Raw genomic sequence first — 24596 nt, 5'->3', positions numbered from 1 at the left:
CCTCTGACGGGTGGGCTAAGCTTGACCCTCGGTACGACTTCGGTCTGACCCCCTTGGGGTATGGTGTAATTGGCAACACGGCTGATTCTGGTTCAGTTGTTCTTGGTTCGAGTCCAGGTACCCCAGCGAGATGAAACCCCCGCCTGAGCGGGGGTTTTCTCGTTCCCGGAAGCGCTCAGAGCACGCTGTCGTCGAGGTCGACCAGCAGCCGCGAGCGCGCCGCGACGACATCGAACAGCGGAGCGATCTTCGGCACCTCGTAGGCGAAGAAGTAGGAGCACGCCGCGCGTTTGCCCTCGGCGAAGGCATCCTCTCGGCCGTCCAGGGTCGTGATGAGGTCGAGCCACAGCCAGGCGACGACGAGGTGCCCCATCGCCTCGAGGTAAGCCGCGGAGTCGGCGAGCCTCGCCTCCGGGTCGTCGACCGCGAGCACCTCCGCCGTCACGACCTCGGCGCGCGCGACGAGCTCCTCGAGCCGCGCCGCGTCGGCGGCATGCTCGCGCGCGGCGCGGGAGAGGGTGGCCCGGATCGCGGACGTGATCGCCCCGGAGGCCCGCCCCGCCGCCCTGCGCGACCTTGCGGCCCAGCAGGTCGCGGGCCTGGATGCCGAACGTGCCCTCGTGGATGGGGTTCAGCCGGTTGTCGCGGTAGAACTGCTCGACGGGGAACTCCCTGGTGTATCCGTAGCCGCCGTGCACCTGGATCGCGAGGTCGTTGGCGACGAGGCACCACTGCGAGGGCCAGCTCTTGATGATCGGGGTGAGGGCGTCGAGCAGCAGCGCCGCGGCGGCGCGCTCCTCCGACGTTTCGGCGGTCAGCTCGTCATCGAGCAGGCGCGCTCCGTACATCACCAGGGCGACCGCACCTTCGGCGTACGCCTTCGACGCGAGCAGCATGCGCCGCACGTCGGCATGGCGGATGAGCGGCACCATCGCGCTCGCGGGGTCCTGGCCGGCCAGCCGACCCTGCGTGCGTTCGCGAGCGTACGCGACCGCGTGCAGGTGGCTCGTCATCCCGAGAGCGGCCGCACCCGCGCCGACGCCGACGCGCGCCTCGTTCATCATGTGGAACATGTAGGCGAGCCCCTTGCCCTCCTCGCCGATCAGGTAACCGACGGCGCCCGGCGCGCCGCCGGGACGGTGGACGTCGCCGCCGAACTGCAGCACCGTGTTGACGGTGCCGCGGTAGCCCATCTTGTGGTTGACGCCCACAAGCTCGATGGCGTTCCGCTCGGACGGGTCGCCGCCGGCATCCAGCAGATACTTCGGCACGACGTACAGCGAAAGTCCGCGCACCCCGCGGGGGCCGCCGTCGTAGCGGGCGAGGACGAGCGAAACGATGTTCTCGGCCATGTCGTGCTCGCCGCCCGAGATCCACATCTTCGTGCCGAAGACGCGGTGGGTGCCGTCGCCCTGGGGCACGGCGCGTGTCGTCACGTCGCCGAGCGACGAGCCGACATCCGGCTCCGACAGACACATGACGCCGAAGAAACGTCCCTCGGCGAGCGCCGGGACATACCGGTCGACGAGTTCCGGCGACGCGTGCGCCACGAGCAGGTTCGCCGCGCCGACCGTCAGCAGCGGGTAGGCGGCCGTTGCGGTGTTGGCCGCCTGGAACCACATCTGGCAGGCGCGCTCGACCGTCTTCGGCAGCTGCAGCCCGCCGACGCGCTCGTCGAGCGCCGCGCCGATGAGACCCGCGTCCGCGTACGCGTCCAGCGCGCGCTTGACCTCGGGGATGATCGTCACCCGCTCGCCGTCGAACGTCGGCTCGTTGCGGTCGCTGAGCGCGTTGTGCGGCGCGAACTCGCGCTCCGCGAGCTGCTCCGACACCGTGAGGAACTCGTCGAAGGTCTCCCGCGAGTGCTCGGCGAAGCGCGGACGGGACGTCAACGACGTGACATCGAGCCAGTCGAACAGGAGGAAGTCGAGGTCATCGCGGGAGAGGATGGTGCCCACTGCCTCATGGTGTCAGGCATCCCCTCCGCGCCGCGCGGCTCGTGCAGGCGCGTCTTCGGGCGTGTCTTCTGGTAGACGTGGAGGATGCCGAATGCCGCCGCACCGCCGCGTCGCGCCGTGGTGGTCGGCGCGGTGGCCGCAGCGCTGTTCACCGTGATCCTCGTCGCGGTCGTGACCGACTGGACGCCGCTGCGCTCGGTCGACCTCACGGTGTCGGTCTGGGGTGCCGAGCGGGGCCTCGCGTACCCGTGGTGGACGCCGCTGTGGGTGACGATCTCGCTCGTCCTCGGACCGGGAGCCTTCCGCATCGTGGCGCTGGGCGTGCTGCTGTGGGCGACGATTTCCTGGGCGGTGAGGTCCCGGGCGCGGCGCACCGCGACGCTCGCCCCCTCCCGGCCATCCGCCGACCTCGTCGTCGCCGCGGCAGCTGTCCTCGTCGGCGGGCTCGTGCCCGTCGCCGTCAAGGCCATCGTCGATCGGCCCCGCCCTACCGGGGCTCTCGTCGATGCGCTGCAGTCGTCGTTCCCGTCGTCGCACGCGTTCGCCGTCACGGCGGCCGCAGGCTTCGCGATCGCCCTCGCCGCCGCCGGGTCGGAGCGCGTGCGAGGGGTCGTCGCCGTCGTGGCCGTCGCCGCGGTCGTCCTCGTCTGCACGGCGCGTGTCGCGCTCGCGGTGCACTATCTGAGCGACGTCGCCGCCGGCGCGAGTCTCGGCGTCGTGTGGGTGACGGTCGTATGGAGCCTCTGGCGCCGGGTCAGCGCTTCTTCCGACGCGCCGGCGTGATGACGGTGAGGGCGCGGGGGAGGACCTTCGCGCTCAGATGATCGATCTCCTCGCCGAGCTCTCCGTCGCGCGCGATCCGGTACGGCCCGTCGGGCAGTTCCATCTCGTACTCGGCATCCGAGAACTGCTGGTAGCGCTTGTTGCGGGCGACGCGTCCCGTGAACATGTCGAGGATCACCCGGGCGCGGGACGCCAACCGAGTCACGCCCAGTACGCGGAGGTCGAGACGGCTGTCGTCGAGGGTCGCGCGGTGCACCGGCGCGAAGCCGCGCGGCTCGTAGCGCCCGTTGCCGATGAACATGAGGCTGAAGCGCGCGTCGACCGGCTGACCGTCGAGGTCCTTGACGCGCACGTGCACGGCCTTCGCCCGGCCGAGGGTCTTCATGGCGGCGTAGACGGCGGCGAGCGGCTTGCCGATGCGGTGCTCGTACTTCTCGCGGATCGCGACGAAGTCGGTATATGCCCCGACGGACGCCGTATTGACGAAGATCTTGCCGTTGACCTCGCCGAGGTCGACCTTGGCGACCGTTCCCGCGTGGATCGCCTCGATGGCCGTCTTGAGCGGGTACATCCCGAGGTCCTTCGCGAAGTGGTTGAAGGTTCCCGCGGGGAAGACCGCGAGCGGGATGCCTTGGCTCATCGCGGCCGACGCGGCGCGCTGCACCGTGCCGTCGCCGCCCGCGACGGCGAGCACGTCGCAGGTCGTCGCCGCCTCGTCGATCGTCTCGCCGTAGTCGCGGCCCGAGCCTTCGCCGCCGAGTTCGACGATGCGCATCTTCGGGAACGCCTTGCGGACCTCGGGAAGGATCTTCCCCGCCCGGCCGGAGCCGGACTGCGGGTTGATGACGAGCGTGATGCCCTCGCCGTCGGCGGTGGGCTTTCCGGCGCGGACGGTGAGGTCGTCGAGGGTGGCGTCGACGTGCTCGACGGGGACGACCTTCGTCGTGAGCCACGCGATGGTCTCGCCGAGCGCGAAGCCCGCGAGGACGTCGGAGGGATAGTGCGCTCCCGTGGCGACGCGGGAGAAGCCGACGAGACTCGCGAGCACCCGCAGCGGCACCGACAGCACCGGCCACTCCGCCGACGCGCCCGCCGCGAACGCCATCGCGCTCGCGGAGTGACCGCTCGGGAACGAGGTGGACGTCGGGATGCGGTGCGCGAGTCGCTGGACCGGGACCTGCGTGATCGGTGGCCGGGGGCGACGGTGGATGCGCTTGGAGACCTGGTTCGCGACGAGGCTCGTGATCGCGATCGAGATGAGCCCGCGGACGGCGCCGCGCTGCGCGCGTGGACGACCGGTGAGGGCGAGGATGCCGGCGATCACGATCCACAGCTTCGACTTGTCCGCCGCACGCGTCAGCACCGGCATCGTCGCGTCGAGGAGGGGGCTCTTCGTGTTCGCCACGGCATCGTAGATCGCCGTGTCGAGGGCATTCACCTGGCGCCGAACCCCTCGCCAGCGTCGCGCGTCTTCGGGTGACAGGGTGGAGACGGAGCGTTTCGCCGATGCGCGGGCCATGTGCTCCGTTCTATCCGCGTGCGGCGGTACCGGGCAAGCGCGCCGCACCGTTACGCCATCGCGTCGCCGATGTAGCTGTACTTGAGGAAGACCTCGGAATCCCAGCCCGCTTCGCGGAGCACGCCCTGCACGGCCGAGAGCATGTAGCGCGAATCCCAGCCGAGGTAGAGGTACCGACCGGGTGCGATCTCGTCCCAATGACCGTTCCACGCCATCTCCGGGTAGACCGGTCCGCCGCGGCGCGCGCTGAAGTCGACGACGGCCTGACGGGATGCCTCCGATTCCGCCCACAGCCGCTGGAAGATGCGGTGGAAGAGGTACCGGATGTCCTTCACCTCCCAGTGCTCGCCGCGGAACTCGACGTAGTCGAACTCGCGCTCCCAGCCGCGCGGCCACCCGCGGCGCACGCGCGCGTCGAGGATCGGGGTGAGGTTGTCGTCGTCGATGCTGACGACCGCCGGCCGCGGCCAGACCGACAGGAACAAGGTCGTGAGCTCGGCGGTGCGCGCGGCGATCGCGGCGGTGCTCCACCGGTCGGCATCCGCGATCTCCCGCGTCATCGCGAGCGGGCTCTGCGCGTACGCGGCCCGCTTGGCGGGATACGACGCCTCGAACACGCGGTCGGCGGTGGGCTCGTCGAGCAGCGTGAGGTTGCCGAGGGTCGCTGCGAGGGCGCGGAAGCTGTTCTGCTCATCGTCGGAGAGGTCGGCCCAGCGTTCGCCGCCGCCGGGCGACCAGTCGTCCGAGGGCGCGAGGGGAACGACGTGCTCGACGACGAGATCGGCACCGGTCGGTGCGTCGGGTGCGACGTCCGCCAGGCGTCCGAGCACGTACGCCGTGTGGGGGAGTGCTCCGTACTTGAGCCCCACGCGCGTGCGCTCATCCGACGGGGTGATGCGGGCGATCGCGCGCACGAGGTCGTCGCGGCCTCCATCGGCCGCGCGGCACAGGCGCGCCACGAGGCGCTCGGTCGACAGCCCCAGCACCGTCCGGCGCAGCAGCAGCGACTGCAGGTGGTCGAGCGAGGTCAGCAGTTCGGCGCGGTCGAGGACGCCGTGCCGCTGGTCGCGGTACAGGCGCATGACGAGGGGGTACATTCCGCGGCCGAAAGTGCCGAGCTGGGCGAAGGCGCGGGCGATGCCGGCATCCTCCACCGTCGTCGGGTCTAGGAGCGCCCCGTAGATCTCGGCGTACTCGCGCCACTGCGCCGCCTGCGTCTGCAGCGTGTCGAAGCCGAGGCGCGGGAACTGCTCGCGGAACGCGTCGTACACGCCGCGGGCACCGGGGATCGTGACTTCGCGACCGGTCAGCATCACGAGGTAGTGCCGCCAGAACGAGCCGATCTGCTCGCCCGTCGCGCGCTCGATCGGCATCCAGTAGTCGTGTTCGATCGCCGTCTGCTGCGCGTGCGTGAGGCCCATCAGCACGTAGTTGTGGATGAGTTCATGATCTCGCAGCGGCGCCCCGGTGGAGTTCAGGCTCTCGAAGGTCTGCTGGGCGTTCGCGCCGCGCCCGAGAGTGATGGAGACGTGCTCGAGGCGTTGGAGGCCCTGCCAGATGAGTGCGGCCTCGTCGGGGCGGATCTGACTGCGGAAAAACGCGTAGTTGTCGTCGAAGCGCGACTCGCGAGGACCCCCGTCGGCCGGGCGCCGGTCGAGGACGACGTCCTCGAAGACCTCCGCCCACGCCTCGTGCGGGCGCAGCTTCGTGCGCGTCGGGTCGTCGGCGCGCACCAGCACGCGCTGGAGCTCTCTCGCGAGCGCCGGATCGTCGATGCGGAGCGTGTGGTGGAGGGCGGCGACGAGCAGCATCAGAGTCGTGATGCGCTGCTGGCCGTCGATGAGGACGAGCTGCGCGTCGTCGCTGTCGTCGGCGGATGCCGTGGACAGGATCGAGCCGAGGAAGTGCGTGTCGCCGGGCTCGGCCGACGAGACCGCGCGCACGTCCTTGAGAAGCTGTTCGCAGGCCCCGATGTCCCATCGGTACTGGCGCTGGTAGACGGGGACGACGATCGTCGTGTCGGATGCCGAGAGCCACCCGATCGTGCCCACTGCGGTCGCGTCGACGTTCGTGGCGTTGCTCATACTCGTTGGAATCACTCCTCGAAAACCCCGCACGAGTCTATCGGCGCCACGAGAACGCCTAGGTAGGCTGGCCTAAGTCGGGCCTGTAAAAACTTCGCTCGCCCGACGGAAAGGTCAACCCCCATGGGCTACATCAAGAGCGCCGCTCTGGAGGAGACGGGTTACGTCGTCCTCGACATGTACAACAAGCCGATCGATCCGAAGGAGTGGCTCGACGTCGAGTACGTCGACTGGAAGTCCTCCGGCGACACGCGTTTCGCTCCGCTCGCGTCCGCCAAGGGCGAGATCGAGTGCAACGGCTTCTGGAACCACAAACCGCCGCGCACCGACAAGGACGGCGTCTGGATCGACTCGCAGACCGCCATCGCCCCGACCCTCACCGAGCGCGCGCTCGAGCCGGGTGCGAACGTCGGCCGCTGCCGCATCATCGAGCTGCAGCCGAACACGTACGCCGACTGCCTCTACAACCTGCACCAGGACGACAACAACCGTCTGAACCCCGACGGCACCGGCTGGGTCGTGCGCGGCTTCTTCAACCTCACCGACGACAAGACGAGCTACTTCGTGCTGCGCGAGAACCGCACCGACCCGAGCGAGGAGACGCGCATCGCGCTGCCGGCCGGCGCCCAGCTGATCGTCGACACGCAGCGTCTGTGGCACGCCGCCACCCATCCGGGCGACGAGCCCCGCTACTGCCTGATCACCTCGTGGGAGTCGGGCCCGGAGCTGGATGCCTACATCGAGAAGTACCACGGTGTGAACCGTGTCGAGTCGTTCCCCGTCGACCAGGAGGTCCTCGACGCCGGCCAGGTCGAGCAGGAGCGTCGCATCGCCGCCCGCGCCGCCGCTCTCGCGGCGCGCGGTCAGCGCGAGGTCAACGTCATGAGCGAGGCCTGACGCCTCACCGTCGCGACGAAAGCACGACGAGGAAGAGGGTCCCGGCCGATCGGCGGGGACCCTCTTCTTCTTTTCTCTTGTGCGAGGCGCCTCGCTTACGCGGTCGCGTACGCGCGGTTGCGGCTCGACACGCGGTGCGCGGCCCAGGCGGCCCCGGCGATCAGCGCGACGATGAGCGTCCCGAAGATCCAGGGAAGGACCATCGGCGTGAGGCCGGACGTGCCCGACTTCAGCTCGGTCGTACCCGCGGCGATCTCGGAGTTGCCCGACGACAGGGTCTGGGCGCCCGCGAAGAGCTTGTCCGAACCGTCGGCCAGGAGCGTCGCGCCGTCGGAGAGGTCGGTCGACCCGGTCGACAGGTCGGTGAGACCCGTCTTCAGGGAGCCGGCGCCCTCGGCGAGCTTCTGCGTGCCCTCGGCGAGCGAGGTCGCGCCGGCCGAGAGGTTGCCCGCGCCGGTGGCGAGGTTCTGCGTCCCCGAGCTGAGCGACAGCGCGCCGGTCGAGAGGGTCTGCGTGCCCGTCGCGAGGCTGCCCGCACCTGCGGCGAGCTCGCTCGTGCCGCCCGCGAGCTTGGATGCTCCGGCGCTAAGGGTGTTCAGGCCCTGCGAGAGCTCCGAAGCCTTCGCGGCGAGATAAGGCGCACCCTTCTCCTTGTCGGCGAGAGCCACGGTCCCCGGCCACCCGAAGGCGGCGTCACCGTTGATGATGTTCGACACTCCGCCGGTCACCAGCGCCGCGCCGTCCGCGAGCTGCTCGGAACCGCCGATGGCCTGCTGGAGGCCCGCTGCGAGACCCGGAGCGGCCTTCGCATGACTCGACATGGCGTTCACCTGAGCCTGCAGGACAGTTGCCTGCCGCTGAAGGGTTGCCCAGTCGACCGTCGTGCTGGTCGACGCCGCGGTGAGGTCTGCCAGGAGGGTTGCGGCACCGGCCGTGGCCGCATTCGCATTCGCTGTCACTGCGGATGCCCCCGCCTCGGTCGCGAGCGGTGCGGCTTCGGCGGGGAACTTGCTCCTCAACAGCGCCTCGGCACCCTCGGCCTTCGCTTGGAAGCCCTTGACCTTCTCGAGTACGCCACGCGTGTACGTGTCGGCACCCACCACACCGGCGGCGAGGTTGCCCGCGCCGGTCGACAGCTGGCTGCCGCCCTCGGCCGCCTTGCTCGCGCCCGTGGCGAGGTCGCTCGCACCCGTCGCGGCGCTCTGCGCGCCTGCCGAGAGCTTTGAGGCGCCGGCGGCAGCGGATGCTGCGCCGTCGCGCACCTTGGCGGCGCCGGTGGCGGCCGTCTCGGCTCCGGTCGCGAGTGTGCCCGCGCCCGTCGCGAGGGTCTGCGCACCCGTCGCGGCGCTGTCGGCGCCGGTCGACAGGGTCGTCGCACCCGTCGACGCTGCGGCCGCGCCGGCTTCGAGTTTGTCGGCCCCGGCCGCGAGGTCGTCGGTGCCTCCGGCGAGGGTCTCGGCCCCGACGGCGAGCGACTTCGACCCGTCGGCGGCCTTGGCGGCGCCGTCGTTGAGACGCGTCGCGCCGTCGTCGAGCTTCGCCGCGGTGATCAGGAACAGTGCGGTCATCGCGGCCAGCAGCAGGCTGAGCACGATCACCGCGACGCGCATACCCACGCCGTGGGTGTGTGTGCCGGTACTCGTCATTGAGAACTCCGTTGTCTCGCGCCTGCGACAGTGCAGGCGTGCTGTGTGTGTTCCGGCGGGCGCCGGGCGACGGCGGACCTGGTGAAGTCCTCTCTGGCGCCGCGGTCGGATGGTCCGCGTCCCAGATGCGTCGGGAGAGCGTCATGACGGTAACAGCACCGCGCGTGATCCTCCGGGAACGCGTCAGGATCTTCCGGCTGACACCAAGTGTCATCCGCGATGAGTCTGGGTGTCTTGTAGGCATCCCACAACACAGTCGCTCAGGGTCTGGACACAGAGGCTACTGCCGGCCATCTGCGAATGCTTGTGCAGATGTTGAACTGTGTTGTAATGTGTGGATGTCTGAAGGAGGGCGTCATGTACGCGACGGAGCGACAGCAACTCATCGAGAGCCTCATCGCGGCCGAGGGTCGCGTGGTGGTCGTCGACCTGGCGCGCCGCTTCGGAGTGACCACCGAGACGGTCCGGCGCGACCTCGACCAGCTCGAGCAGACCGGAGCGATCCGCCGCGTGCACGGAGGTGCCGTCGCCCGCACCCGCACGAGCACCGCCGAGACTTCCCTCGCTGAGCGCGGCACTCGGCGGAGCGAAGCGAAGCTCGCCATCGCCTCCCGCGCACTCGACGCCCTGCCGGCGGGATTCGAGGGCTCGGTGTACCTCGACGCCGGTACGACGACCGCCGCCCTCGCGACGCTCCTCGGTCGCAGGTCGCAGGGCGCGGGCGTGCTCGAGGTCGTCACGCACTCCATGACCGTCGCGCACCTTCTCGCCGGCGCTCCCGGCCTGTCCCTGACCGCGATCGGCGGGCGTGTGCGCGGACTCACCGCCGCGGCGGTCGGCGCGCAGACCGTCGATGCGATCTCTCGCCTGCGCCCCGACATCGCCTTCATCGGCACGAACGGCCTGTCGGCATCCTTCGGGCTCAGCACCCCCGACCCCGACGAGGCAGCGGTCAAGAGGGCGATCATCGCGGCATCCCGCCGCACGATCGTGCTCGCCGACGCCGAGAAGCTCGATGCGGAACTGCTCGTCTCGTTCGGCGCCGTCGACGAGATCGACGTGCTCGTCTCCGACGCCGCGCCCGGCAGCGACCTCGACGACGCGCTCCGCCTCGCCGATGCGGAGGTGTGGCTCGCATGATCGTCACGCTCACCGCCAACCCCTCGCTCGATCGCACCGTGACCCTCGAGGCGTCGCTCCGGGCGGGAGAGGTGCAGCCCGCGGCGTCCGCACGCGAGGATGCCGGTGGCAAGGGCATCAACGTGACCCGCGTGATCCGCGCCGCTGGCGAGGAGAGCCTCGCCGTCCTGCCCCTCGCCGAGGACGACCCCTTCGCCCTCGTGCTGCGCGCGAGCGCGATCCCGTTCGCACCGGTGCCTCTGCGCGGCGCGGCCCGCGCGAACCTCACGATCGCCGACCCGGCTGGGGTCACCACGAAGATCAATCTCCCCGGCGTCCCTCGCGACGCATCCGACGGCGCCGCGCTCATCGACGCGGTCGTCGCCGCGGCGGCAGGGGCGCGGTGGCTCGTCCTCGCCGGGTCCCTCCCGCCCGGGCTGCCCGACGGCTTCTATGTCGACGTCATCTCGGCGGTCCGCGCCGCGAGCGCGCGAGCGGGTGAGGTCGCACCGCGGATCGCCGTGGACACGTCGGGTGCCGCGCTCGACGCCGTCGTCGCGCAGGGTACCCCCGACCTCATCAAGCCCAACGACGACGAACTGGCCGAGCTCAGCGGACGACGCCTCGATCCCGCCGTGCCGCTCGCAGGCGCCGTCGCGTCGATCGCGGCGGATCTCGTCCCGAGCCGGGTCGGCGCGGCCTTCGTGACGCTCGGTGGGGCCGGTGCCGTGCTCGTCACCGCCGCCGGGGCCTGGTTCGGCGAAGCCCCGCCCACCCGCGTCCGCAGCACCGTCGGCGCGGGCGACAGCGCCCTCGCCGGGTTCCTGCTCGCCGAGAGTCGCGGCGCAGGCCCCGAGGAATGCCTGCGCTCCGGCATCCGCTACGGCTCCGCCGCCGCGGCACTCCCGGGGACGCAGGCTCCCACTCGCGCCCAACTTCCCACCGGCGAGGTGCCCGTGCGCTCCCTTCTCCCGCAGTAGCGAGAACCACCGAGAACGACCACTGGAGGTCACCGTGTCCGACATCATCACGCCGGAGCTCGTCCGTCTCGACGAGCCGCTCGGCACCGACAAGAGAGCGGTCATCGACGCCCTCGCAGCCCGCGTGGCCGCGACCGGACGCGCGACCGACGCCGTCGCCCTCGCCGCCGATGCGTGGAAGCGCGAGGAGACCGACGAGACGGGACTGCCCGGCGGCATCGCGATCCCGCACGCCAAGAGCCCGGCGGTCCGCGAGGCGACCCTCGCCTTCGCGCGCCTGAAGCCGGGCGTCGACTTCGGCGCCCCCGACGGCCCCGCTGACCTCGTGTTCCTGATCGCGGCGCCCGACACCGCCGCGGAGGAGCACCTGGCCGTCCTCTCCCGCCTCGCCCGCGCCTTCATGCGTGACGACTTCACCGCGGGCCTTCGGGCCGCAGCGACGCCGGAGGAGGTCGTGGCCCTCGTGCAGGCCGCCGTCACCGACGCTCCCGCACCGTCGGCCGCACCGGCCGCGGCCGCTGCAGCCGCGGCATCCGCCGACGCCGGCCTCTCCGTCCACGGGCGCCCCGCCCGCATCGTCGCGGTCACCGCGTGTGCGACGGGCATCGCGCACACCTTCATGGCCGCCGACGCGCTGACGGCAGCCGGCCAGAAGGCGGGTGTCGATCTCGTCGTCGAGCCGCAGGGCTCGTCGGGGTACAAGGCACTCCCGCAGGCGGTCATCGACGACGCGGATGCCGTGATCTTCGCGGTCGACGTCGACGTGCGCGACCAGCAGCGGTTCGCGGGGAAGCCCGTGGTGTGCGTGCCGGTCAAGAAGGGTATCGAGGAGCCGCTGCGGCTCATCGAAGAGGCGGTCGCCGCGGTCGACGATCCGCTGGCCGCCCACGTCAGCGGCAACGCCGACACCGCCGCTGCCGCACGCTCCGAGGGTGGTTCGTCGTCGGTCGGAGGCGCGATCAAGCGGTCGCTCCTGACCGGCGTGAGCTACATGATCCCGTTCGTCGCGGGTGGCGGTCTGCTGATCGCCCTCGGGTTCCTGCTCGCCGGCTACGGCATCGCGCTCAGCAACGCCGACGGAGTCTCCAACGCGGTCGCCACCCTGCAGAACTACACGCTGTGGAACCTGCCGCCCGAGGGCCTCGGCTACTACCTCGGCGCCGCCGCGTTCCAGATCGGTGGACTGTCGTTCGGCTTCCTCGTCCCCGCCCTCGCCGGATACATCGCGTACGGTCTCGCCGATCGCCCCGGCATCGCACCGGGCTTCGCGGCGGGTGCGGTGGCCGCGTTCATGGGTGCGGGCTTCCTCGGCGGCATCGTCGGCGGTCTGCTCGCGGGTCTTGCCGCATGGTGGCTCAACAGCCTCGACGTGCCGCGCTGGCTGCGCGGCCTCATGCCGGTCGTGATCATCCCGCTCCTCGCCTCGATCTTCGCCGCGGGACTCATGCTGCTCGTCCTCGGCGGACCGATCGCGTGGCTCATGGGCGTCCTCAACGATTGGCTCTCGAGCCTCACCGGCGTCGGCGTCGTCATCCTCGGCATCGTCCTCGGCCTCATGATGTGCTTCGACCTCGGCGGGCCGGTCAACAAGGTGGCGTACGGCTTCGCGACCGCCAACCTCGCCGCCGGCATCGCGGGCGACGAGCGCTATCTGCAGATCATGGCCGCGGTCATGGCGGCCGGCATGGTCCCGCCGCTCGCTATGGCGCTCGCCTCGACGGTCATCGACCGGAAGATCTTCACCGAGCCCGAGCGGGAGAACGGCAAGGCGGCGTGGCTGCTGGGCGCCGCGTTCATCTCCGAGGGCGCGATCCCGTTCGCCGCCGCCGACGTCTTCCGCGTCATCCCCGCGATGATGGTCGGGGGAGCGGTGACCGGTGCGCTGTCGATGGCCTTCGCCGTGACGAGCAAGGCGCCGCACGGAGGCGTGTTCGTCTTCTTCGCGATCGACAATTTCTGGCTCTGGCTCGTCGCGATCGCCGCCGGCACCGTGGTCTCGGCCTTCACCGTCGTCGCCCTCAAGCGGTTCGCGCGGCGCCGCACGCCGGATGCCGTTACCTCCGGCGCCGAATCGCTATCGCCTGCGGTCGCGACGGCATAGTCTCGAACCGACGACCCTCGTCCCACGAAACACTCGTCTCTCATCAATGGAGGATGATCCCATGGCAGAACGCCAGGCCACCGTCGCCAGCAGCTCCGGACTGCACGCCCGCCCTGCGAAGCTCTTCGTCCAGGCGGTCCAGCAGACCGGCGTGCCGGTCACCATCGCCGTCGAGGGCGGCCCCGACCTCAACGCGGGCAGCATCCTCACGCTCATGGGTCTCGGCGCCACGCAGGGCACTGTCGTGACCCTCAAGGCCGAGGGCGACGGTGCCGACGAGGCCCTCGACACGCTCGTGCAGTTCCTCGAGACGGATCACGACGCCGAGGCCTGAGTCCTCTCGCGACACACGGATGCCGCGGCCGCCCGACACCGGGCGCCGCGGCATCCGTTGTTCCGGCCCGGGAACGGGCGCGGGGCTCAGACCTCGACCGACTGGCCCGGTTCGAGCACGACGAACTCGCCGCCGTGCTGCTCGGTCGCCCACTTCAGCCGCGCGCGGTGCATGTCGAGGCCGATGCGCGAGAGGGTCATGTCGTGCGTCCCGAACGCGCGGTGGGGCTTCGCAGCGAGGACGAAGTCCATCGCCTCGCCGATCTTCAGCCACGGCGCGCCGATCGGCGCGGCCAGCATGCGGATGTCGGCGTCCTTCGGCACGGCGTACGAATCGCCCGGGTAGTAGAAGTCGTCGTTGACGAGCACGCCCACGTTCGCGATCGTCGGGATCGACTCGTGGATGACGTTGTGCGTGCCGCCGTGGAAGGTCATCGTGAAAGGCCCGGCGGTCACCGTGTCTCCAGGGGCGACGGTGATGATGTCGTCGCCCGCCGCTGCCGTCCCCGCGGTGCCGTAGACGGGCACCTCGGGGTAGCGCTTGCGGATGCGCGCGAGGTGTTCGGGCGTCCAGTGGTCGGGATGCTCGTGGGTGATGACCACCGCGACGAGGCCGTGGATGTCTTCGAGGGGGAGGGTGAACGAGCCCGGATCGATCACGACGACGCGGTCCTCGAGCTCCAGTCGCAGGCAGGCGTGCTCGTGCTTCGTGATGCGCATGGCGACAGTCAACGCGCGGGGGGCCGCCCTCGCAAGCCCCGCGCGGTGCGCCGCCGCCTCGATTTGGCGCGGGCATGCACGCCATGGCATAATCGAACGGTTGCTTACGCAGCGAAAAAGTACGGCCCCATCGTATAGCGGCCTAGTACGCCGCCCTCTCACGGCGGTAACGCGGGTTCGAATCCCGCTGGGGTCACCACGGAAGAAGCCCGGTCCACTCGGACCGGGCTTCTTCGTTCGTCAGGCCTCTTCGGAGACCTCGACGCTCCGCGCGCGGCGGCGCCGCAGGGCGCGGCGGATGCCCCACACCACAGCGCCCAGCACGGCGATCACCGCGAGCCAGGGGAGCAGGAAGCCGAGCGCGATCACGAGGCCGTTGAGCGTCGCGACGAGACCGTGCCACCCGGCGGCGACCCCGTCGCCGAACCCGGCCGGATCGGCGGTGGCGGCAGGCTGTGGCTCGGTGAGCGAGACCGTGAGCGTCGACATGGCCACCTGGTCGTCGAGCAGGGTGAGCTGCTGACGCAGAGAGTCGAGCTCGGCCTGCCGCTCCGACAGCGCCGACTCCGCCGCGATCACATCGGAGGTCGACGACGCCTGCGCGACGAGCTCGGTGAGACGGGTGACGGATGCCTGGAGCGCATCGACCCGCGCACGCAGATCGACGGCCTCGGTCGTGACGTCCCGCCGGTCGACCTGCGAGGCGGTCACCTCGCCGAGCTTCGACAGCCCCGACAGGACATCGGTGAGGCGGTCGGCCGGGATCCGGACCGAGATCCAAGCGCCGGTGGGCGCCGGGTAGCTCGACGTGTCGACGAGGGCGCCCTCGGGTGTCACCGCCTGGCCGCCGCCGAGGCTGAGCGCCTCGACGTAGCCGCCCGCGGTCGTCGCCTCATCGGTGATCGCGTCGGCGGCATCCTTCGTGTCGTCCACCGTGAGACTCGCGCTCGCGGTCGCGACGATCTCACGTTTCGCGCCGGCGGCGGTCGCGGCCGCGCCGGTCGCCACGAGCGGCGCGTCCTCGCTCCCCACCTCGGGTACCGAGTACGCGTCGCCGCGCGCGCCGTTGAGGACGAGCGGCTCCGAGGCGGTGCCCACGACGGACCCGCCGCCCAGTTGGGGGGCGATGATCGCCGCGACGGCGACGACGGCCGCCGCAGCGGCGGCGCCCATCCAGATGCGGCCCCGGCGGGCGGCACGCGCCCGCGCCCTCTCGGCATCTGCGACGCGGCGCGCCGCCTCCTGCTCGGCGCGCGCGTCACGGCGCTCGTCGGCGATACGGGCGAACAGCTCCGTCTCGATCTCGTCGAGACGCAGGTCCGTCAGTTCGGGCAGGGTGATGTCGTCGATGTTCATGTCTCCTCCGGTCATGTCGACTCCGGTTCGATGGTGGTGCGCAGACGGGTGCGGATGCGGGACAGACGATTGCGGACGACGGCGTGCGAGACGCCGAGCTCATCGGCGGCAGCCTGGTAGGCATACCCCTCCGCCGCGCACAGGCGGAAGATCTGCTGGTCGAGTGGACTCAGCGTGCCGACCTCGGCGATCACGCGCTCGACGAGAGCGGCGTCGACGACCTGCTTCTCGACGTCGACGGTCGCGGGGATCGTCTCGTCCACCGCGGCCGCCGTGCGGGTGCGGTCGCGGTGCTGCCTGCGGATGCGGTTGGCGCTCTGGAAGCGGCAGATCGTCACGAGCCAGGGGAGGAGCGACTCCCCGGCGAGTTCGAGCCCGGGAAGCTTCCGCCAGGCGGCGAAGAAGGTCTCCTGCAGCACGTCCTCGGCATCCGCCGCCGTTCCCACGAGCGAGTGCGCGAGCCAGTACACGGGGCGCGCGTACGCGCGGTAGAGCGCACGGAACGCGTCGTCGCTGCCGCCGGCTGCGGCGGCGACGAGTTCGGCGTCGCTGGGCGCGGTCGTCTCCGTCATGCTCTCCTCGTCTGTTCCCACCCTGTCAGTGTCCCGCTCCCCGGCATCGTCTCAGGTGCGTGCGGGGCGGGTGCGGGGGAGCGAGGGCCGAGGGCGTGTCGGCGTCCTGTCCGGGGAGTACTCTTGTCGAGCGAGAGGGAGTATCCCGTATCGCGCATCCGTCAGGACGGGCTCCGTCGTCGCAGCCCCGGGTGCGCGCCGCGTCGGCCATCGTCGAGCGGGGGAGAGACTTTCGACCTGACCCGTCCCCTCCGAAAGGCCCGCATGGAGCTCCCTGTCTGGTTCGAAGTCGGATCGCTCATCGTGCTGGTGCTCATCCTCGCCGCCGACCTGCTGCTGATCCTCAAGCGCCCGCACATCCCCTCGACCAAGGAGTCGACCCTCTGGGTCGTGTTCTACGTCGCGTTGGCCCTGATCTTCGCGGGGCTCCTGTGGGTGTTCGCCGGCCACGAATTCGCCGGGCAGTTCATCGCCGGATGGCTCACCGAGTACAGCCTCTCGATCGACAACCTCTTCGTGTTCGTGCTCATCATGAACCAGTTCGCGGTGCCCCGCCGCTACCAGCAGGAAGTCCTGATGGTGGGCATCATCATCGCCCTCGTGCTCCGCGGCATCTTCATCCTCCTGGGTGCCGCGATCATCGAGCAGTTCAGCTGGGTGTTCTACATCTTCGGCGCCTTCCTCATCTGGACCGCGTGGCGTCAGGCGTTCCCCGGAGACGATCACGACGACGAAGTGAAGAAGGAGTCCTTCATCGTCCGGCAGCTGCGCCGCACGATCGACATCAGCGACGGCTACGACGGCTCGAAGATCCGCACCGTCGTGGGCGGCAAGAAGATGTTCACGCCCATGCTCATCGTCTTCGTCGCGATCGGCATGACCGACCTCCTCTTCGCGATCGACTCGATCCCGGCGATCTTCGGCATCACGCAGAACCCCTTCATCGTGTTCACCGCGAACCTGTTCGCGCTCATGGGCCTCCGCCAGCTGTACTTCCTCCTCGGCGACCTGCTCGACCGACTCAAGTACCTGCACTACGGCATCGCGTTCATCCTCGCCTTCATCGGCGTGAAGCTCTTCTTCCACGCGATGCACGTCAACGAGCTCGCGTTCATCAACGGCGGCGAGCACATCGAATGGGCGCCGGAGATCTCGACCTGGATGTCGCTCGGCGTCATCATCCTCTCGATGATCGTCGCGACCGTCGCGAGCCTCATCGCCGCGCGCCGCGAGCGCCGCGCCGCGCCTGCCGGGCAGGTGCCCTCGACTCCCGTCGAGGCCGCCGAAGCCGTCGCCGACGAGAAGGGCACGCCGCCCACCGTCGACGGCCCCTGACGATCCCCTCACACCTCACCTACGCACCGCGAGGGGTCGCGACACGCGGCCGAGCCGAGCGTGCGCGCCGCGTGTCGCGACCCTTCGCGTGATCTCGCGTGTGGGGGAGGGTGCGAGGGCGTGCGGGGGAAGGAGCCCCCCGGGACCGGTGGTAAGGTGACTGCCATGCGGATCGCTCGCCTCCTTCTTAGCGGCCGCGGCGAGATCTCGTTCTGAGCCCTCTCTCGTCGCGGAGTTCGCGCTGGGCTGATCCCCACTCCTGGAGAACGAGACCGACATGACTTCCACTTCTGATCGCCCGCACGAGCTTCCCGATCGCCCGCGCACCCTCGCCGAGAAGGTCTGGGACGACCACCTCGTGGTCAAAGGCGAGAACGGCGAGCCCGACCTCGTCTACATCGACCTGCACCTCGTGCACGAGGTCACGAGCCCGCAGGCGTTCGACGGCCTCCGGGCCGAAGGACGCCCCGTGCGCCGCCTCGACCTCACGATCGCGACCGAGGACCACAACACCCCGACGCTCGACATCGACAAGCCGATCGCCGACCTCACGAGCCGCACGCAGATCGAGACCCTGCGCCGCAACGCCGAGGAGTTCGGCGTGCGCCTGCACTCCCTCGGCGACAAGGAGCAGGGCATCGTCCACGTCGTCGGCCCCCAGCTCGGGCTCACGATGCCCGGCATCACCGTCGTCTGCGGCGACAGTCACACCTCGACCCACGGCGCGTTCGGGGCGATGGCGTTCGGCATCGGCACGAGCGAGGTCGAGCACGTCCTCGCGACGCAGACCCTGCCGCTCAAGCCCTTCAAGACGATGGCGATCACCGTCGAGGGAGAGCTCCGCCCGGGCCTGACGGCGAAGGACATCATCCTCGCGATCATCGCGAAGATCGGCGCCAACGGCGGCCAGGGGTACGTGCTCGAGTTCCGCGGCAGCGCGATCCGCTCCCTTTCCATGGAGGGCCGGATGACGATGTGCAACATGTCGATCGAGGCGGGCGCCCGCGCCGGCATGGTCGCCCCCGACGAGACCACGTTCGCCTACGTGAAGGGTCGCCCGCACGCGCCGACCGGTCAGGACTGGGACGACGCCGTCGCCTACTGGCGCACGCTCCCCTCCGACGAGGGCGCCGTCTACGACGCCGAGGTGTTCCTCGACGCGAACGAGCTCGAACCCTTCGTCACGTGGGGCACGAACCCCGGGCAGGGTGCGTCGCTGAGCGACGTCGTGCCCGACCCGGCATCCTTCGACGACGCGAACGAGCGCGCCGCCGCTGAGCGCGCGCTCGAGTACATGGACCTCGCCCCGGGTACGAAGCTGAAGGACGTGCCGGTGGATGCCGTCTTCATGGGCTCCTGCACCAACAGTCGCATCGAGGACCTCCGCGCGTTCGCGTCGGTGATCGAGGGGCGGACGAAGGCCGATGGTGTTCGCGTCATGGTGGTGCCGGGTTCCGCGCGCGTGCGCCTCGAGGCGGAGGCCGAGGGACTCGACAAGGTCTTCACCGACTTCGGCGCCGAGTGGCGATTCGCCGGGTGCTCGATGTGCCTCGGCATGAACCCCGACCAGCTCGCTCCCGGCGAGCGTTGCGCGTCGACGAGCAACCGGAACTTCGAAGGTCGCCAGGGGAAGGGCGGACGGACGCACCTCGTGTCGCCGCTCGTGGCCGCCGCGACCGCCGTCATGGGCCGGCTCGCGAGCCCCGCCGATCTGCCCGCCCGCGAGACGGTGGAGGCCTGACATGGAGAAGTTCACGACGCACACCGGTATTGCCGCCCCGCTGACCCGTTCGGCGGTCGACACCGACCAGATCATCCCCGCCGTCTACCTCAAGCGCGTGACGAAGACGGGCTTCGAGGACGCCCTGTTCGCCAACTGGCGACAGGACCCGGAGTTCGTCCTCAACCAGCCGGCGTACTCCTCGGCATCCATCCTCGTCGCCGGCCCCGACTTCGGCACCGGCTCGAGTCGCGAGCACGCCGTCTGGGCGCTTCGCGACTACGGTTTCCGGGTGGTGCTCAGCCCCAAGTTCGCCGACATCTTCCGCGGCAACGCCGGCAAGCAGGGGCTCGTCACGGGTGTCGTCTCCGAGAGCGACGTCGAGGCGCTGTGGGCGGCGATCGCGGCCGACCCGGGCGTGGAGATGACGGTCGACCTCGTCGAGCGCACCGCCGCGCTGGGTGACCTCCGCGTCCCGTTCGACATCGACGATTACACTAGATGGCGGCTCCTCGAAGGGCTCGATGACATCGGGCTCACGCTGCGCAGCGAAGACAAGATCGCGCAGTTCGAGGCGCGCCGAGAGGCGTGGCGGCCGCGAACGCTCCCCGTTCGCTAGCCCGAGCCCGGCAGCCCCGCACCCGGGGAAGAGCAGGCCCGCCCTCGATACACAATGTGAGGTCCCATCGAATGAACACCCTCCTCAGCGCTTCGGCAGCGTCTCAGCCCGGCGATAAGGACGACGCGGGACAGCTGCTCGTGATCCGTGGGGGGCGGCCGCTCGTCGGGCGTGTGGAGGTGAAGGGGGCGAAGAACCTCGCCACCAAGGCGATGGTCGCGTCTCTTCTCGGTGAGACCGAGAGTGTGTTGCGCGACGTGCCCGACATCAGCGATGTGAAGGTCGTGCGTTCGCTGCTGGAAGTCCACGGCGTCGCGATCCAGGACGACGGCGACGGCGTGCTGCGGCTCGACCCGCGCGGCGCCGTCTCGGCGCACATGGAGGAGATCGACGCCCACGCGGGCGCCTCGCGCATCCCGATCCTCTTCTGCGGGCCGTTGCTGCACCTGCTGGGGCAGGCGTTCATCCCGGACCTCGGCGGATGCCGGATCGGCGACCGACCCATCGACTTCCACCTCGACGCGCTGCGCGCCTTCGGCGCGACCGTCGACAAGCTGCCGAGCGGCATCCGGCTGTCGGCGCCGCCCGAGGGCCTGCACGGAGCGGACATCAGCCTTCCCTACCCGAGCGTCGGGGCGACCGAGCAGGTGCTGCTCACGGCCGTGCGCGCGAAGGGAACGACGGAGCTGCGCGGAGCGGCGATCGAGCCCGAGATCATGGACCTCATCGCGGTGCTCCAGAAAATGGGCGCGATCATCTCGTACGAGCCCAACCGCGTCATCTTCATCGAGGGCGTCGACTCCCTCCGCGGGTACGACCACCGCAGCATCTTCGACCGCAACGAGGCCGCGTCATGGGCGTGCGCCGCGCTCGCGACCGACGGCGACATCTTCGTCGGCGGCGCGAAGCAGCAGGAGATGCTCACCTTCCTCAACGTCTTCCGGAAGGTCGGGGGAGACTTCGACATCGAAGAGGACGGTATCCGCTTCCGCCGGGGCGGCGAGCTGAAGCCCGTCGTCGTCGAGACGGACGTCCACCCCGGATTCATGACCGACTGGCAGCAGCCGCTGATCGTCGCGCTGACGCAGGCGCATGGCACGTCCACCGTCCATGAGACGGTGTACGAGAACCGTCTCGGCTTCACACAGGCGCTTAACAAGATGGGCGCCGACATCGTCGTGCACCCCGAGGGCATCGCGAGCCCCGAGCGTCGCGTCGCCCGCCGCGCGCTCGAGCAGGCCGCCGTCATCAACGGCCCCACGCCGCTGCACGGCGCCGATGTCGTGGTGCCCGACCTCCGCGGCGGGTACAGCTACGTCATCGCCGCCCTCACCGCCGAGGGGGAGTCGACCGTTCGCAACGTCGAGATCATCCGCCGCGGCTACGAGAAGTTCCTGGACAAACTCACCGCCCTCGGCGCCGACTTCGATGTCGTCGGCTGACCCGGTGGACGAGAGCACCACGGTGGCGCCGCGTCCGCGCCGTCGCGCGTCGGCGGAGAAGCGCCGCCCCAGCGTCTTCTGGCCCCTCGCGGCCATCGTCGTCCCGCTGGCGGGATTCATCACGAAGATCGAGATCGAGGGCGCAGAGAACCTCCCGATCGAAGGCCCCTACGTCCTCGCCCCGAACCACTACAGCGAGTTCGACCCGATCATCGTCGCCGTCGCGACGTGGCGGATGGGGCGCGCGCCGCGGTTCATGGCGAAGGAGAGCCTGTTCCGCGTGCCGGTGCTGGGCGCCGCGTTGCGCGCGACCGGGATGGTGCCGGTGGCGCGCTCCGCGTCGGCCTCCTCCGCCAAGCAGACCATCACCCAGTCGGCCGACCTCGTCGCACACGGCCGCGGCGTCATCGTCTACCCCGAGGGCACGCTCACGCGCGACCCCGACCTCTGGCCCATGTGCGGCAAGACCGGGGCCGTCCGCCTGGCGCTGGCCGGCGGCATCCCGGTGATCCCCATGGCGACGTGGGGGGTGCAGCAGATCCTGCCGCGCTACGGCAAGCTGAGCCTCTGGCCGCCGCGCAAGCGCGTGCGGGTGAAGGTCGGGCCCGCAGTCGATCTCGACGCCTACCGCGCCCTACCTCACGGGAACGCCAACCTCACCGCCTCCACCGACATCGTGATGGCGGCGATCTCGGGGCTTCTCGGCGACCTGCGCCAGGAGCAGCCGCCCGCCGAGCGCTGGGACCCGGCCGTCCACGGCCAGAGCGAGACGGGGCGCCTTGAGTCGTAAGCACGAACCCGGGATGCCTCGCGTCGCCGTGATCGGCTCGGGAAGCTGGGGGACCACCTTCGGCAAGGTCCTCGCCGACGGCGGCGCGCACGTGGTCATGTGGGCGCGCCGCGCCGAGCTCGCGCAGGAGATCCAGGAGGGGCACCGCAACAGCGAGTACCTCCCGGGCGTGAACCTGCCCCGCAACATGTCGGCGACCAGTCACCTCGCCGAAGCGCTCGACGGCGCCTCGCAGGTCTACTTCGCGATCTCCAGTCAGGCGCTGCGACAGAACCTCAAAGCCGTCCGCCCGCTCATCTCGGCCACCGATGCCCCCATCGTCTCGCTGATGAAGGGCGTCGAGAAGCGTACGGGACTGCGCATGAGTCAGGTGCTCGAACAGGAGCTGCACTGCGACCCGGCCCGTATCGCCGTGGCATCCGGCCCCAACCTCGCCCTCGAGATCGCGCGCGAGCAGCCCACCGCCGCCGTCATCTCGTCGACGAGCCGCGAGACCGCCGAGGCCGTCGCGCGGCGCGCACGGAACGCCTACTTCCGCACGTTCGTGAACACCGACGTCATCGGCACCGAGTTCGGCGGCGTCCTGAAGAACCTCATCGCCGTCGCGATCGGGATCGTCGACGGCGTCGGCTACGGCGAGAACACCAAAGCGTCGATCATCACCCGCGGCCTCGTCGAGATGACCGACTTCGCCGTCGCCTACGGTGCCCAGTCCGAGACGCTCCAGGGGCTCGCCGGCCTCGGCGACCTCATCGCCACCTGCCAGTCGCCCCTCAGCCGCAACAACACCGCGGGGCGCCTCCTCGGGCAGGGCTACAGCTTCCAAGACGTCGTCAAGCAGATGAACCAGACCGCCGAGGGTCTCGCCTCCGTCGCGCCGGTTCTGAACCTCGCCCACGCCGCGGGGGTCAAGATGCCGATCGTCGAGCAGGTGAAGATGGTTCTCGACGGCACGATGAACCCGCGCGAGATCGCGCCGCACCTGACGACCGACGACGACAAGCCCACCGGTGAGAGGACCCAGGATGGACAGAACGGTGGTGGCGGTGCTCTTCGGCGGTCGCTCCAGCGAGCACTCGATAAGCTCCGCCACGGCGGGAGGCGTCCTGCGGGCGATTGACCGCGAGCGCTTCGACGTCATCCCGGTCGGGATCACCCGCGACGGTGCGTTCATCCTCGAGGAAGACGACCCCGACAAGTTCGCCCTCGACCCCGCGCGCCTGCCCGAAGTCGTCGACAACGGCACGCGCATCATCTGGCCCGATTCGGTCCTCACCCGAGAACTGAAGGTCGCGGATGCCGACGGCATCCGCTCGCTCGGCGACGTCGACGTCGTCTTCCCCATCCTGCACGGCCGGTTCGGCGAGGACGGGACGATCCAGGGATTCCTCGAGCTCCTCGACCTGCCGTACGTCGGCGCCGGTCTGCTCATGTCTGCGATCGGCATGGACAAGCACACCACCAAGAGCATCCTCACCTCGGCGGGCGTTCCGGTCGTGCCGTGGGTAACCCTCACGCGGCGGGCGCTCGAGCACGACCGTGCCCTGTGGGAGCGCCGCGTCCGCTCGCTCGGACTGCCTGTGTTCGTCAAGCCCGCACGCGCGGGGTCGAGCGTCGGCGTCTCGAAGGTGTCGGAGTGGAGCGAGCTCGACGGTGCCCTCGATGTCGCTTTCGCGGAGGATGAGACCGTGCTCGTCGAGCAGGCCGTCGTCGGCCGCGAAGTCGAGTGCGGTGTCCTGCAGGGCCGCGACGGCGCGCCGCCGCGGGTGAGTGTGGCCGGTGAGATCGTCGTCTCCGGCCGCGATTTCTACGACTTCGAGGCGAAGTACCTCGGCGCCGCCGGGGTGGAGCTGGTGTGCCCGGCGGAGCTCCGCGAGGGAGAACTCGCCGAGATGCAGCGCATCGCGGCGCGCGCCTTCGACGCGGTCGGCGGCGAGGGGCTCTCCCGCGTCGACTTCTTCTTCACCGGCACCGACTTCTTCGTCAACGAGGTCAACACGATGCCCGGCTTCACGCCGATCTCGATGTTCCCGTCGTGCTGGATCGCGTCGGGCCTGTCGTACCCGGACCTCATCAGCGAACTCATCGACCTCGCGATCGAACGCCGAGGCTGACGCGTCGTCAGGATCCGGGTCGCCGTCAGGACGCGGACCGCTCCGTGCAGACCGCGCCGGTCGGCGGCAGCTGCTGCACCGCAGAACCCAGCGCGTCGAGGGCGGCGCGTCCGCTCACGACGTCGGAGTCGAGGTAGACCTCGACGGCCGGCTCGCGACCGAAGGTCGTGAAGCGGTAGTTCGGCGCCTCGCTGTCGTCGATCAGCCAGTCGACGCCGCCGGCCGTCTGGCAGGGGAGCGTCGACGGCCCCGGGACCTCGACGCCGCAGCTCATGACGACCGTCACGCGGCCCGCGTCGTCGACCCACGCGGCCGTCGCCTGCGCGTCGGTCCAGCGGCGCTCGTTGCCGTCGATCGAACCGGGAAAGCCTGCGGCGGTCATGACCTCGGCGCACGCCGGATCGTTGGCGTCCTTCGCCGGCGTGAGGGACACCGTGCTGCTGCAGGATGTGAGAGACAGGGCGGCTGCGCCGAGGACGAGGAGAGCGGCGAGACGCGGGCGGATCAC

At 70.3% G+C, this 24596-nt stretch carries 21 protein-coding genes, 2 tRNA genes and 1 pseudogene; 15 read left to right on the top strand and 9 right to left on the bottom strand.

Features of this window, described 5'->3' with window-relative positions; translation table 11 throughout:
* The first annotated feature begins 54 nt into the window (after positions 1–54).
* Positions 55–126 (top strand) — tRNA-Gln (locus ACRVYW_RS01605).
* Between the two features lie 49 nt (positions 127–175).
* On the opposite strand, the gene ACRVYW_RS01600 is transcribed toward ACRVYW_RS01605, so the two are convergent.
* The gene (locus ACRVYW_RS01600; protein WP_431801727.1) at positions 176–529 is read right to left on the bottom strand and encodes an acyl-CoA dehydrogenase C-terminal domain-containing protein; all 354 of its coding nucleotides are present in this window, start codon (positions 527–529) and stop codon (positions 176–178) included.
* Between the two features lie 118 nt (positions 530–647).
* A pseudogene (locus tag ACRVYW_RS01595) lies at positions 648–1958 on the bottom strand (acyl-CoA dehydrogenase family protein); the annotation flags it as partial.
* Positions 1959–2042: 84 nt separating this feature from the next.
* Here ACRVYW_RS01595 and ACRVYW_RS01590 point away from each other — a divergent pair.
* Positions 2043–2741 (top strand): phosphatase PAP2 family protein, encoded by a 699-nt coding sequence (locus ACRVYW_RS01590; protein ID WP_431801039.1) that lies wholly within the window; start codon positions 2043–2045, stop codon positions 2739–2741.
* Here ACRVYW_RS01590 and ACRVYW_RS01585 read toward each other — a convergent pair.
* Together ACRVYW_RS01585 and ACRVYW_RS01580 are read right to left on the bottom strand one after the other, a co-directional pair.
* Positions 2713–4260 carry a diacylglycerol kinase family protein gene (locus ACRVYW_RS01585; RefSeq protein WP_431801037.1) on the bottom strand — a complete coding sequence of 516 codons (1548 nt, stop codon included), beginning with the start codon at positions 4258–4260 and terminating at the stop codon, positions 2713–2715. The genes ACRVYW_RS01590 and ACRVYW_RS01585 overlap by 29 nt on opposite strands.
* Positions 4261–4310: 50 nt before the next feature.
* Complete coding sequence (locus ACRVYW_RS01580) at positions 4311–6344, bottom strand: DUF262 domain-containing protein (RefSeq protein ID WP_431801035.1); 2034 nt, start codon at positions 6342–6344, stop codon at positions 4311–4313.
* A 123-nt stretch (positions 6345–6467) separates the two neighbouring features.
* On the opposite strand from ACRVYW_RS01580, the gene ACRVYW_RS01575 reads away from it, so the two are divergent.
* Positions 6468–7241, top strand: a complete 774-nt coding sequence (locus ACRVYW_RS01575; protein WP_431801033.1) for a hypothetical protein — start codon at positions 6468–6470, stop codon at positions 7239–7241.
* Between the two features lie 95 nt (positions 7242–7336).
* Here ACRVYW_RS01575 and ACRVYW_RS01570 read toward each other — a convergent pair whose 3' ends face one another.
* Positions 7337–8887 (bottom strand): hypothetical protein, encoded by a 1551-nt coding sequence (locus ACRVYW_RS01570; RefSeq protein ID WP_431801031.1) that lies wholly within the window; start codon positions 8885–8887, stop codon positions 7337–7339.
* 357 nt (positions 8888–9244) lie between these two features.
* Between ACRVYW_RS01570 and ACRVYW_RS01565 the strand changes: the two genes are divergently transcribed.
* The 4 genes from ACRVYW_RS01565 (at position 9245) to ACRVYW_RS01550 (ending at position 13421) form a co-directional block, all read left to right on the top strand.
* Positions 9245–10027 carry a DeoR/GlpR family DNA-binding transcription regulator gene (locus ACRVYW_RS01565; protein ID WP_431801029.1) on the top strand — a complete coding sequence of 261 codons (783 nt, stop codon included), beginning with the start codon at positions 9245–9247 and terminating at the stop codon, positions 10025–10027.
* Positions 10024–10986 carry a 1-phosphofructokinase family hexose kinase gene (locus ACRVYW_RS01560; protein ID WP_431801725.1) on the top strand — a complete coding sequence of 321 codons (963 nt, stop codon included), beginning with the start codon at positions 10024–10026 and terminating at the stop codon, positions 10984–10986. The genes ACRVYW_RS01565 and ACRVYW_RS01560 overlap by 4 nt, the downstream gene beginning before the upstream one ends.
* A gap of 34 nt (positions 10987–11020) precedes the next feature.
* Positions 11021–13087 (top strand): PTS fructose transporter subunit IIABC, encoded by a 2067-nt coding sequence (locus ACRVYW_RS01555; RefSeq protein ID WP_431801027.1) that lies wholly within the window; start codon positions 11021–11023, stop codon positions 13085–13087.
* Positions 13088–13148: 61 nt separating this feature from the next.
* Complete coding sequence (locus ACRVYW_RS01550) at positions 13149–13421, top strand: HPr family phosphocarrier protein (protein ID WP_431801025.1); 273 nt, start codon at positions 13149–13151, stop codon at positions 13419–13421.
* Positions 13422–13507: 86 nt separating this feature from the next.
* On the opposite strand, the gene ACRVYW_RS01545 is transcribed toward ACRVYW_RS01550, so the two are convergent.
* On the bottom strand, positions 13508–14140 hold the full coding sequence (locus ACRVYW_RS01545; protein ID WP_431801023.1) for an MBL fold metallo-hydrolase: 633 nt from the start codon (positions 14138–14140) through the stop codon (positions 13508–13510).
* Between the two features lie 123 nt (positions 14141–14263).
* Here ACRVYW_RS01545 and ACRVYW_RS01540 point away from each other — a divergent pair.
* Positions 14264–14339 (top strand) — tRNA-Glu (locus tag ACRVYW_RS01540).
* A gap of 41 nt (positions 14340–14380) precedes the next feature.
* Here ACRVYW_RS01540 and ACRVYW_RS01535 read toward each other — a convergent pair.
* Positions 14381–15511 carry a DUF4349 domain-containing protein gene (locus tag ACRVYW_RS01535; protein WP_431801021.1) on the bottom strand — a complete coding sequence of 377 codons (1131 nt, stop codon included), beginning with the start codon at positions 15509–15511 and terminating at the stop codon, positions 14381–14383.
* Complete coding sequence (locus tag ACRVYW_RS01530; RefSeq protein ID WP_431801019.1) at positions 15508–16068, bottom strand: RNA polymerase sigma factor; 561 nt, start codon at positions 16066–16068, stop codon at positions 15508–15510. Before ACRVYW_RS01530 ends, ACRVYW_RS01535 begins: the two co-directional genes overlap by 4 nt.
* Before the next feature lie 264 nt (positions 16069–16332).
* On the opposite strand from ACRVYW_RS01530, the gene ACRVYW_RS01525 reads away from it, so the two are divergent.
* The 7 genes from ACRVYW_RS01525 to ACRVYW_RS01495 all read left to right on the top strand — a co-directional run bounded on the left by ACRVYW_RS01525 (position 16333) and on the right by ACRVYW_RS01495 (position 24088).
* Positions 16333–17403 carry a TerC family protein gene (locus ACRVYW_RS01525; RefSeq protein WP_431801017.1) on the top strand — a complete coding sequence of 357 codons (1071 nt, stop codon included), beginning with the start codon at positions 16333–16335 and terminating at the stop codon, positions 17401–17403.
* Between the two features lie 277 nt (positions 17404–17680).
* The gene (gene leuC / locus ACRVYW_RS01520; RefSeq protein WP_431801015.1) at positions 17681–19144 is read left to right on the top strand and encodes a 3-isopropylmalate dehydratase large subunit; all 1464 of its coding nucleotides are present in this window, start codon (positions 17681–17683) and stop codon (positions 19142–19144) included.
* Between the two features lies 1 nt (position 19145).
* Complete coding sequence (leuD, locus tag ACRVYW_RS01515) at positions 19146–19742, top strand: 3-isopropylmalate dehydratase small subunit (RefSeq protein ID WP_431801013.1); 597 nt, start codon at positions 19146–19148, stop codon at positions 19740–19742.
* 71 nt (positions 19743–19813) lie between these two features.
* A complete protein-coding gene (murA, locus tag ACRVYW_RS01510) occupies positions 19814–21184 on the top strand; it encodes a UDP-N-acetylglucosamine 1-carboxyvinyltransferase (RefSeq protein WP_431801011.1) in 1371 nt (456 codons plus the stop codon).
* Complete coding sequence (locus tag ACRVYW_RS01505; protein WP_431801009.1) at positions 21171–21974, top strand: lysophospholipid acyltransferase family protein; 804 nt, start codon at positions 21171–21173, stop codon at positions 21972–21974. The genes murA and ACRVYW_RS01505 overlap by 14 nt, the downstream gene beginning before the upstream one ends.
* Before the next feature lie 13 nt (positions 21975–21987).
* On the top strand, positions 21988–23094 hold the full coding sequence (locus ACRVYW_RS01500; protein ID WP_431801007.1) for an NAD(P)H-dependent glycerol-3-phosphate dehydrogenase: 1107 nt from the start codon (positions 21988–21990) through the stop codon (positions 23092–23094).
* Positions 23000–24088, top strand: coding sequence for a D-alanine--D-alanine ligase family protein (locus ACRVYW_RS01495; protein ID WP_431801005.1), 1089 nt, complete (start codon positions 23000–23002; stop codon positions 24086–24088). The genes ACRVYW_RS01500 and ACRVYW_RS01495 overlap by 95 nt, the downstream gene beginning before the upstream one ends.
* A gap of 25 nt (positions 24089–24113) precedes the next feature.
* On the opposite strand, the gene ACRVYW_RS01490 is transcribed toward ACRVYW_RS01495, so the two are convergent.
* Entirely contained in the window at positions 24114–24596 is a 483-nt protein-coding gene (locus ACRVYW_RS01490) for a DUF3515 family protein (RefSeq protein ID WP_431801003.1), read from the bottom strand.

Source organism: Microbacterium sp. bgisy203, assembly GCF_965345155.1.
GTDB lineage: Bacteria > Actinomycetota > Actinomycetes > Actinomycetales > Microbacteriaceae > Microbacterium.
This window is presented reverse-complemented; position numbering and strand designations above follow the sequence as displayed.

Excerpts from the sequence above, each read along its gene's own strand:
- ACRVYW_RS01590 (WP_431801039.1), top strand. The coding sequence starts at position 2,043 with ATGCCGAATGCCGCCGCACCGCCGCGTCGCGCCGTGGTGGTCGGCGCG.
- ACRVYW_RS01585 (WP_431801037.1), bottom strand. The coding sequence starts at position 4,260 with ATGGCCCGCGCATCGGCGAAACGCTCCGTCTCCACCCTGTCACCCGAA.
- ACRVYW_RS01580 (WP_431801035.1), bottom strand. The coding sequence starts at position 6,344 with ATGAGCAACGCCACGAACGTCGACGCGACCGCAGTGGGCACGATCGGG.
- ACRVYW_RS01575 (WP_431801033.1), top strand. The coding sequence starts at position 6,468 with ATGGGCTACATCAAGAGCGCCGCTCTGGAGGAGACGGGTTACGTCGTC.
- ACRVYW_RS01570 (WP_431801031.1), bottom strand. The coding sequence starts at position 8,887 with ATGACGAGTACCGGCACACACACCCACGGCGTGGGTATGCGCGTCGCG.
- ACRVYW_RS01565 (WP_431801029.1), top strand. The coding sequence starts at position 9,245 with ATGTACGCGACGGAGCGACAGCAACTCATCGAGAGCCTCATCGCGGCC.
- ACRVYW_RS01560 (WP_431801725.1), top strand. The coding sequence starts at position 10,024 with ATGATCGTCACGCTCACCGCCAACCCCTCGCTCGATCGCACCGTGACC.
- ACRVYW_RS01550 (WP_431801025.1), top strand. The coding sequence starts at position 13,149 with ATGGCAGAACGCCAGGCCACCGTCGCCAGCAGCTCCGGACTGCACGCC.
- ACRVYW_RS01545 (WP_431801023.1), bottom strand. The coding sequence starts at position 14,140 with ATGCGCATCACGAAGCACGAGCACGCCTGCCTGCGACTGGAGCTCGAG.
- ACRVYW_RS01535 (WP_431801021.1), bottom strand. The coding sequence starts at position 15,511 with ATGACCGGAGGAGACATGAACATCGACGACATCACCCTGCCCGAACTG.
- ACRVYW_RS01530 (WP_431801019.1), bottom strand. The coding sequence starts at position 16,068 with ATGACGGAGACGACCGCGCCCAGCGACGCCGAACTCGTCGCCGCCGCA.
- ACRVYW_RS01525 (WP_431801017.1), top strand. The coding sequence starts at position 16,333 with ATGGAGCTCCCTGTCTGGTTCGAAGTCGGATCGCTCATCGTGCTGGTG.
- leuC (WP_431801015.1), top strand. The coding sequence starts at position 17,681 with ATGACTTCCACTTCTGATCGCCCGCACGAGCTTCCCGATCGCCCGCGC.
- leuD (WP_431801013.1), top strand. The coding sequence starts at position 19,146 with ATGGAGAAGTTCACGACGCACACCGGTATTGCCGCCCCGCTGACCCGT.
- murA (WP_431801011.1), top strand. The coding sequence starts at position 19,814 with ATGAACACCCTCCTCAGCGCTTCGGCAGCGTCTCAGCCCGGCGATAAG.
- ACRVYW_RS01505 (WP_431801009.1), top strand. The coding sequence starts at position 21,171 with ATGTCGTCGGCTGACCCGGTGGACGAGAGCACCACGGTGGCGCCGCGT.
- ACRVYW_RS01500 (WP_431801007.1), top strand. The coding sequence starts at position 21,988 with ATGCCTCGCGTCGCCGTGATCGGCTCGGGAAGCTGGGGGACCACCTTC.
- ACRVYW_RS01495 (WP_431801005.1), top strand. The coding sequence starts at position 23,000 with ATGGACAGAACGGTGGTGGCGGTGCTCTTCGGCGGTCGCTCCAGCGAG.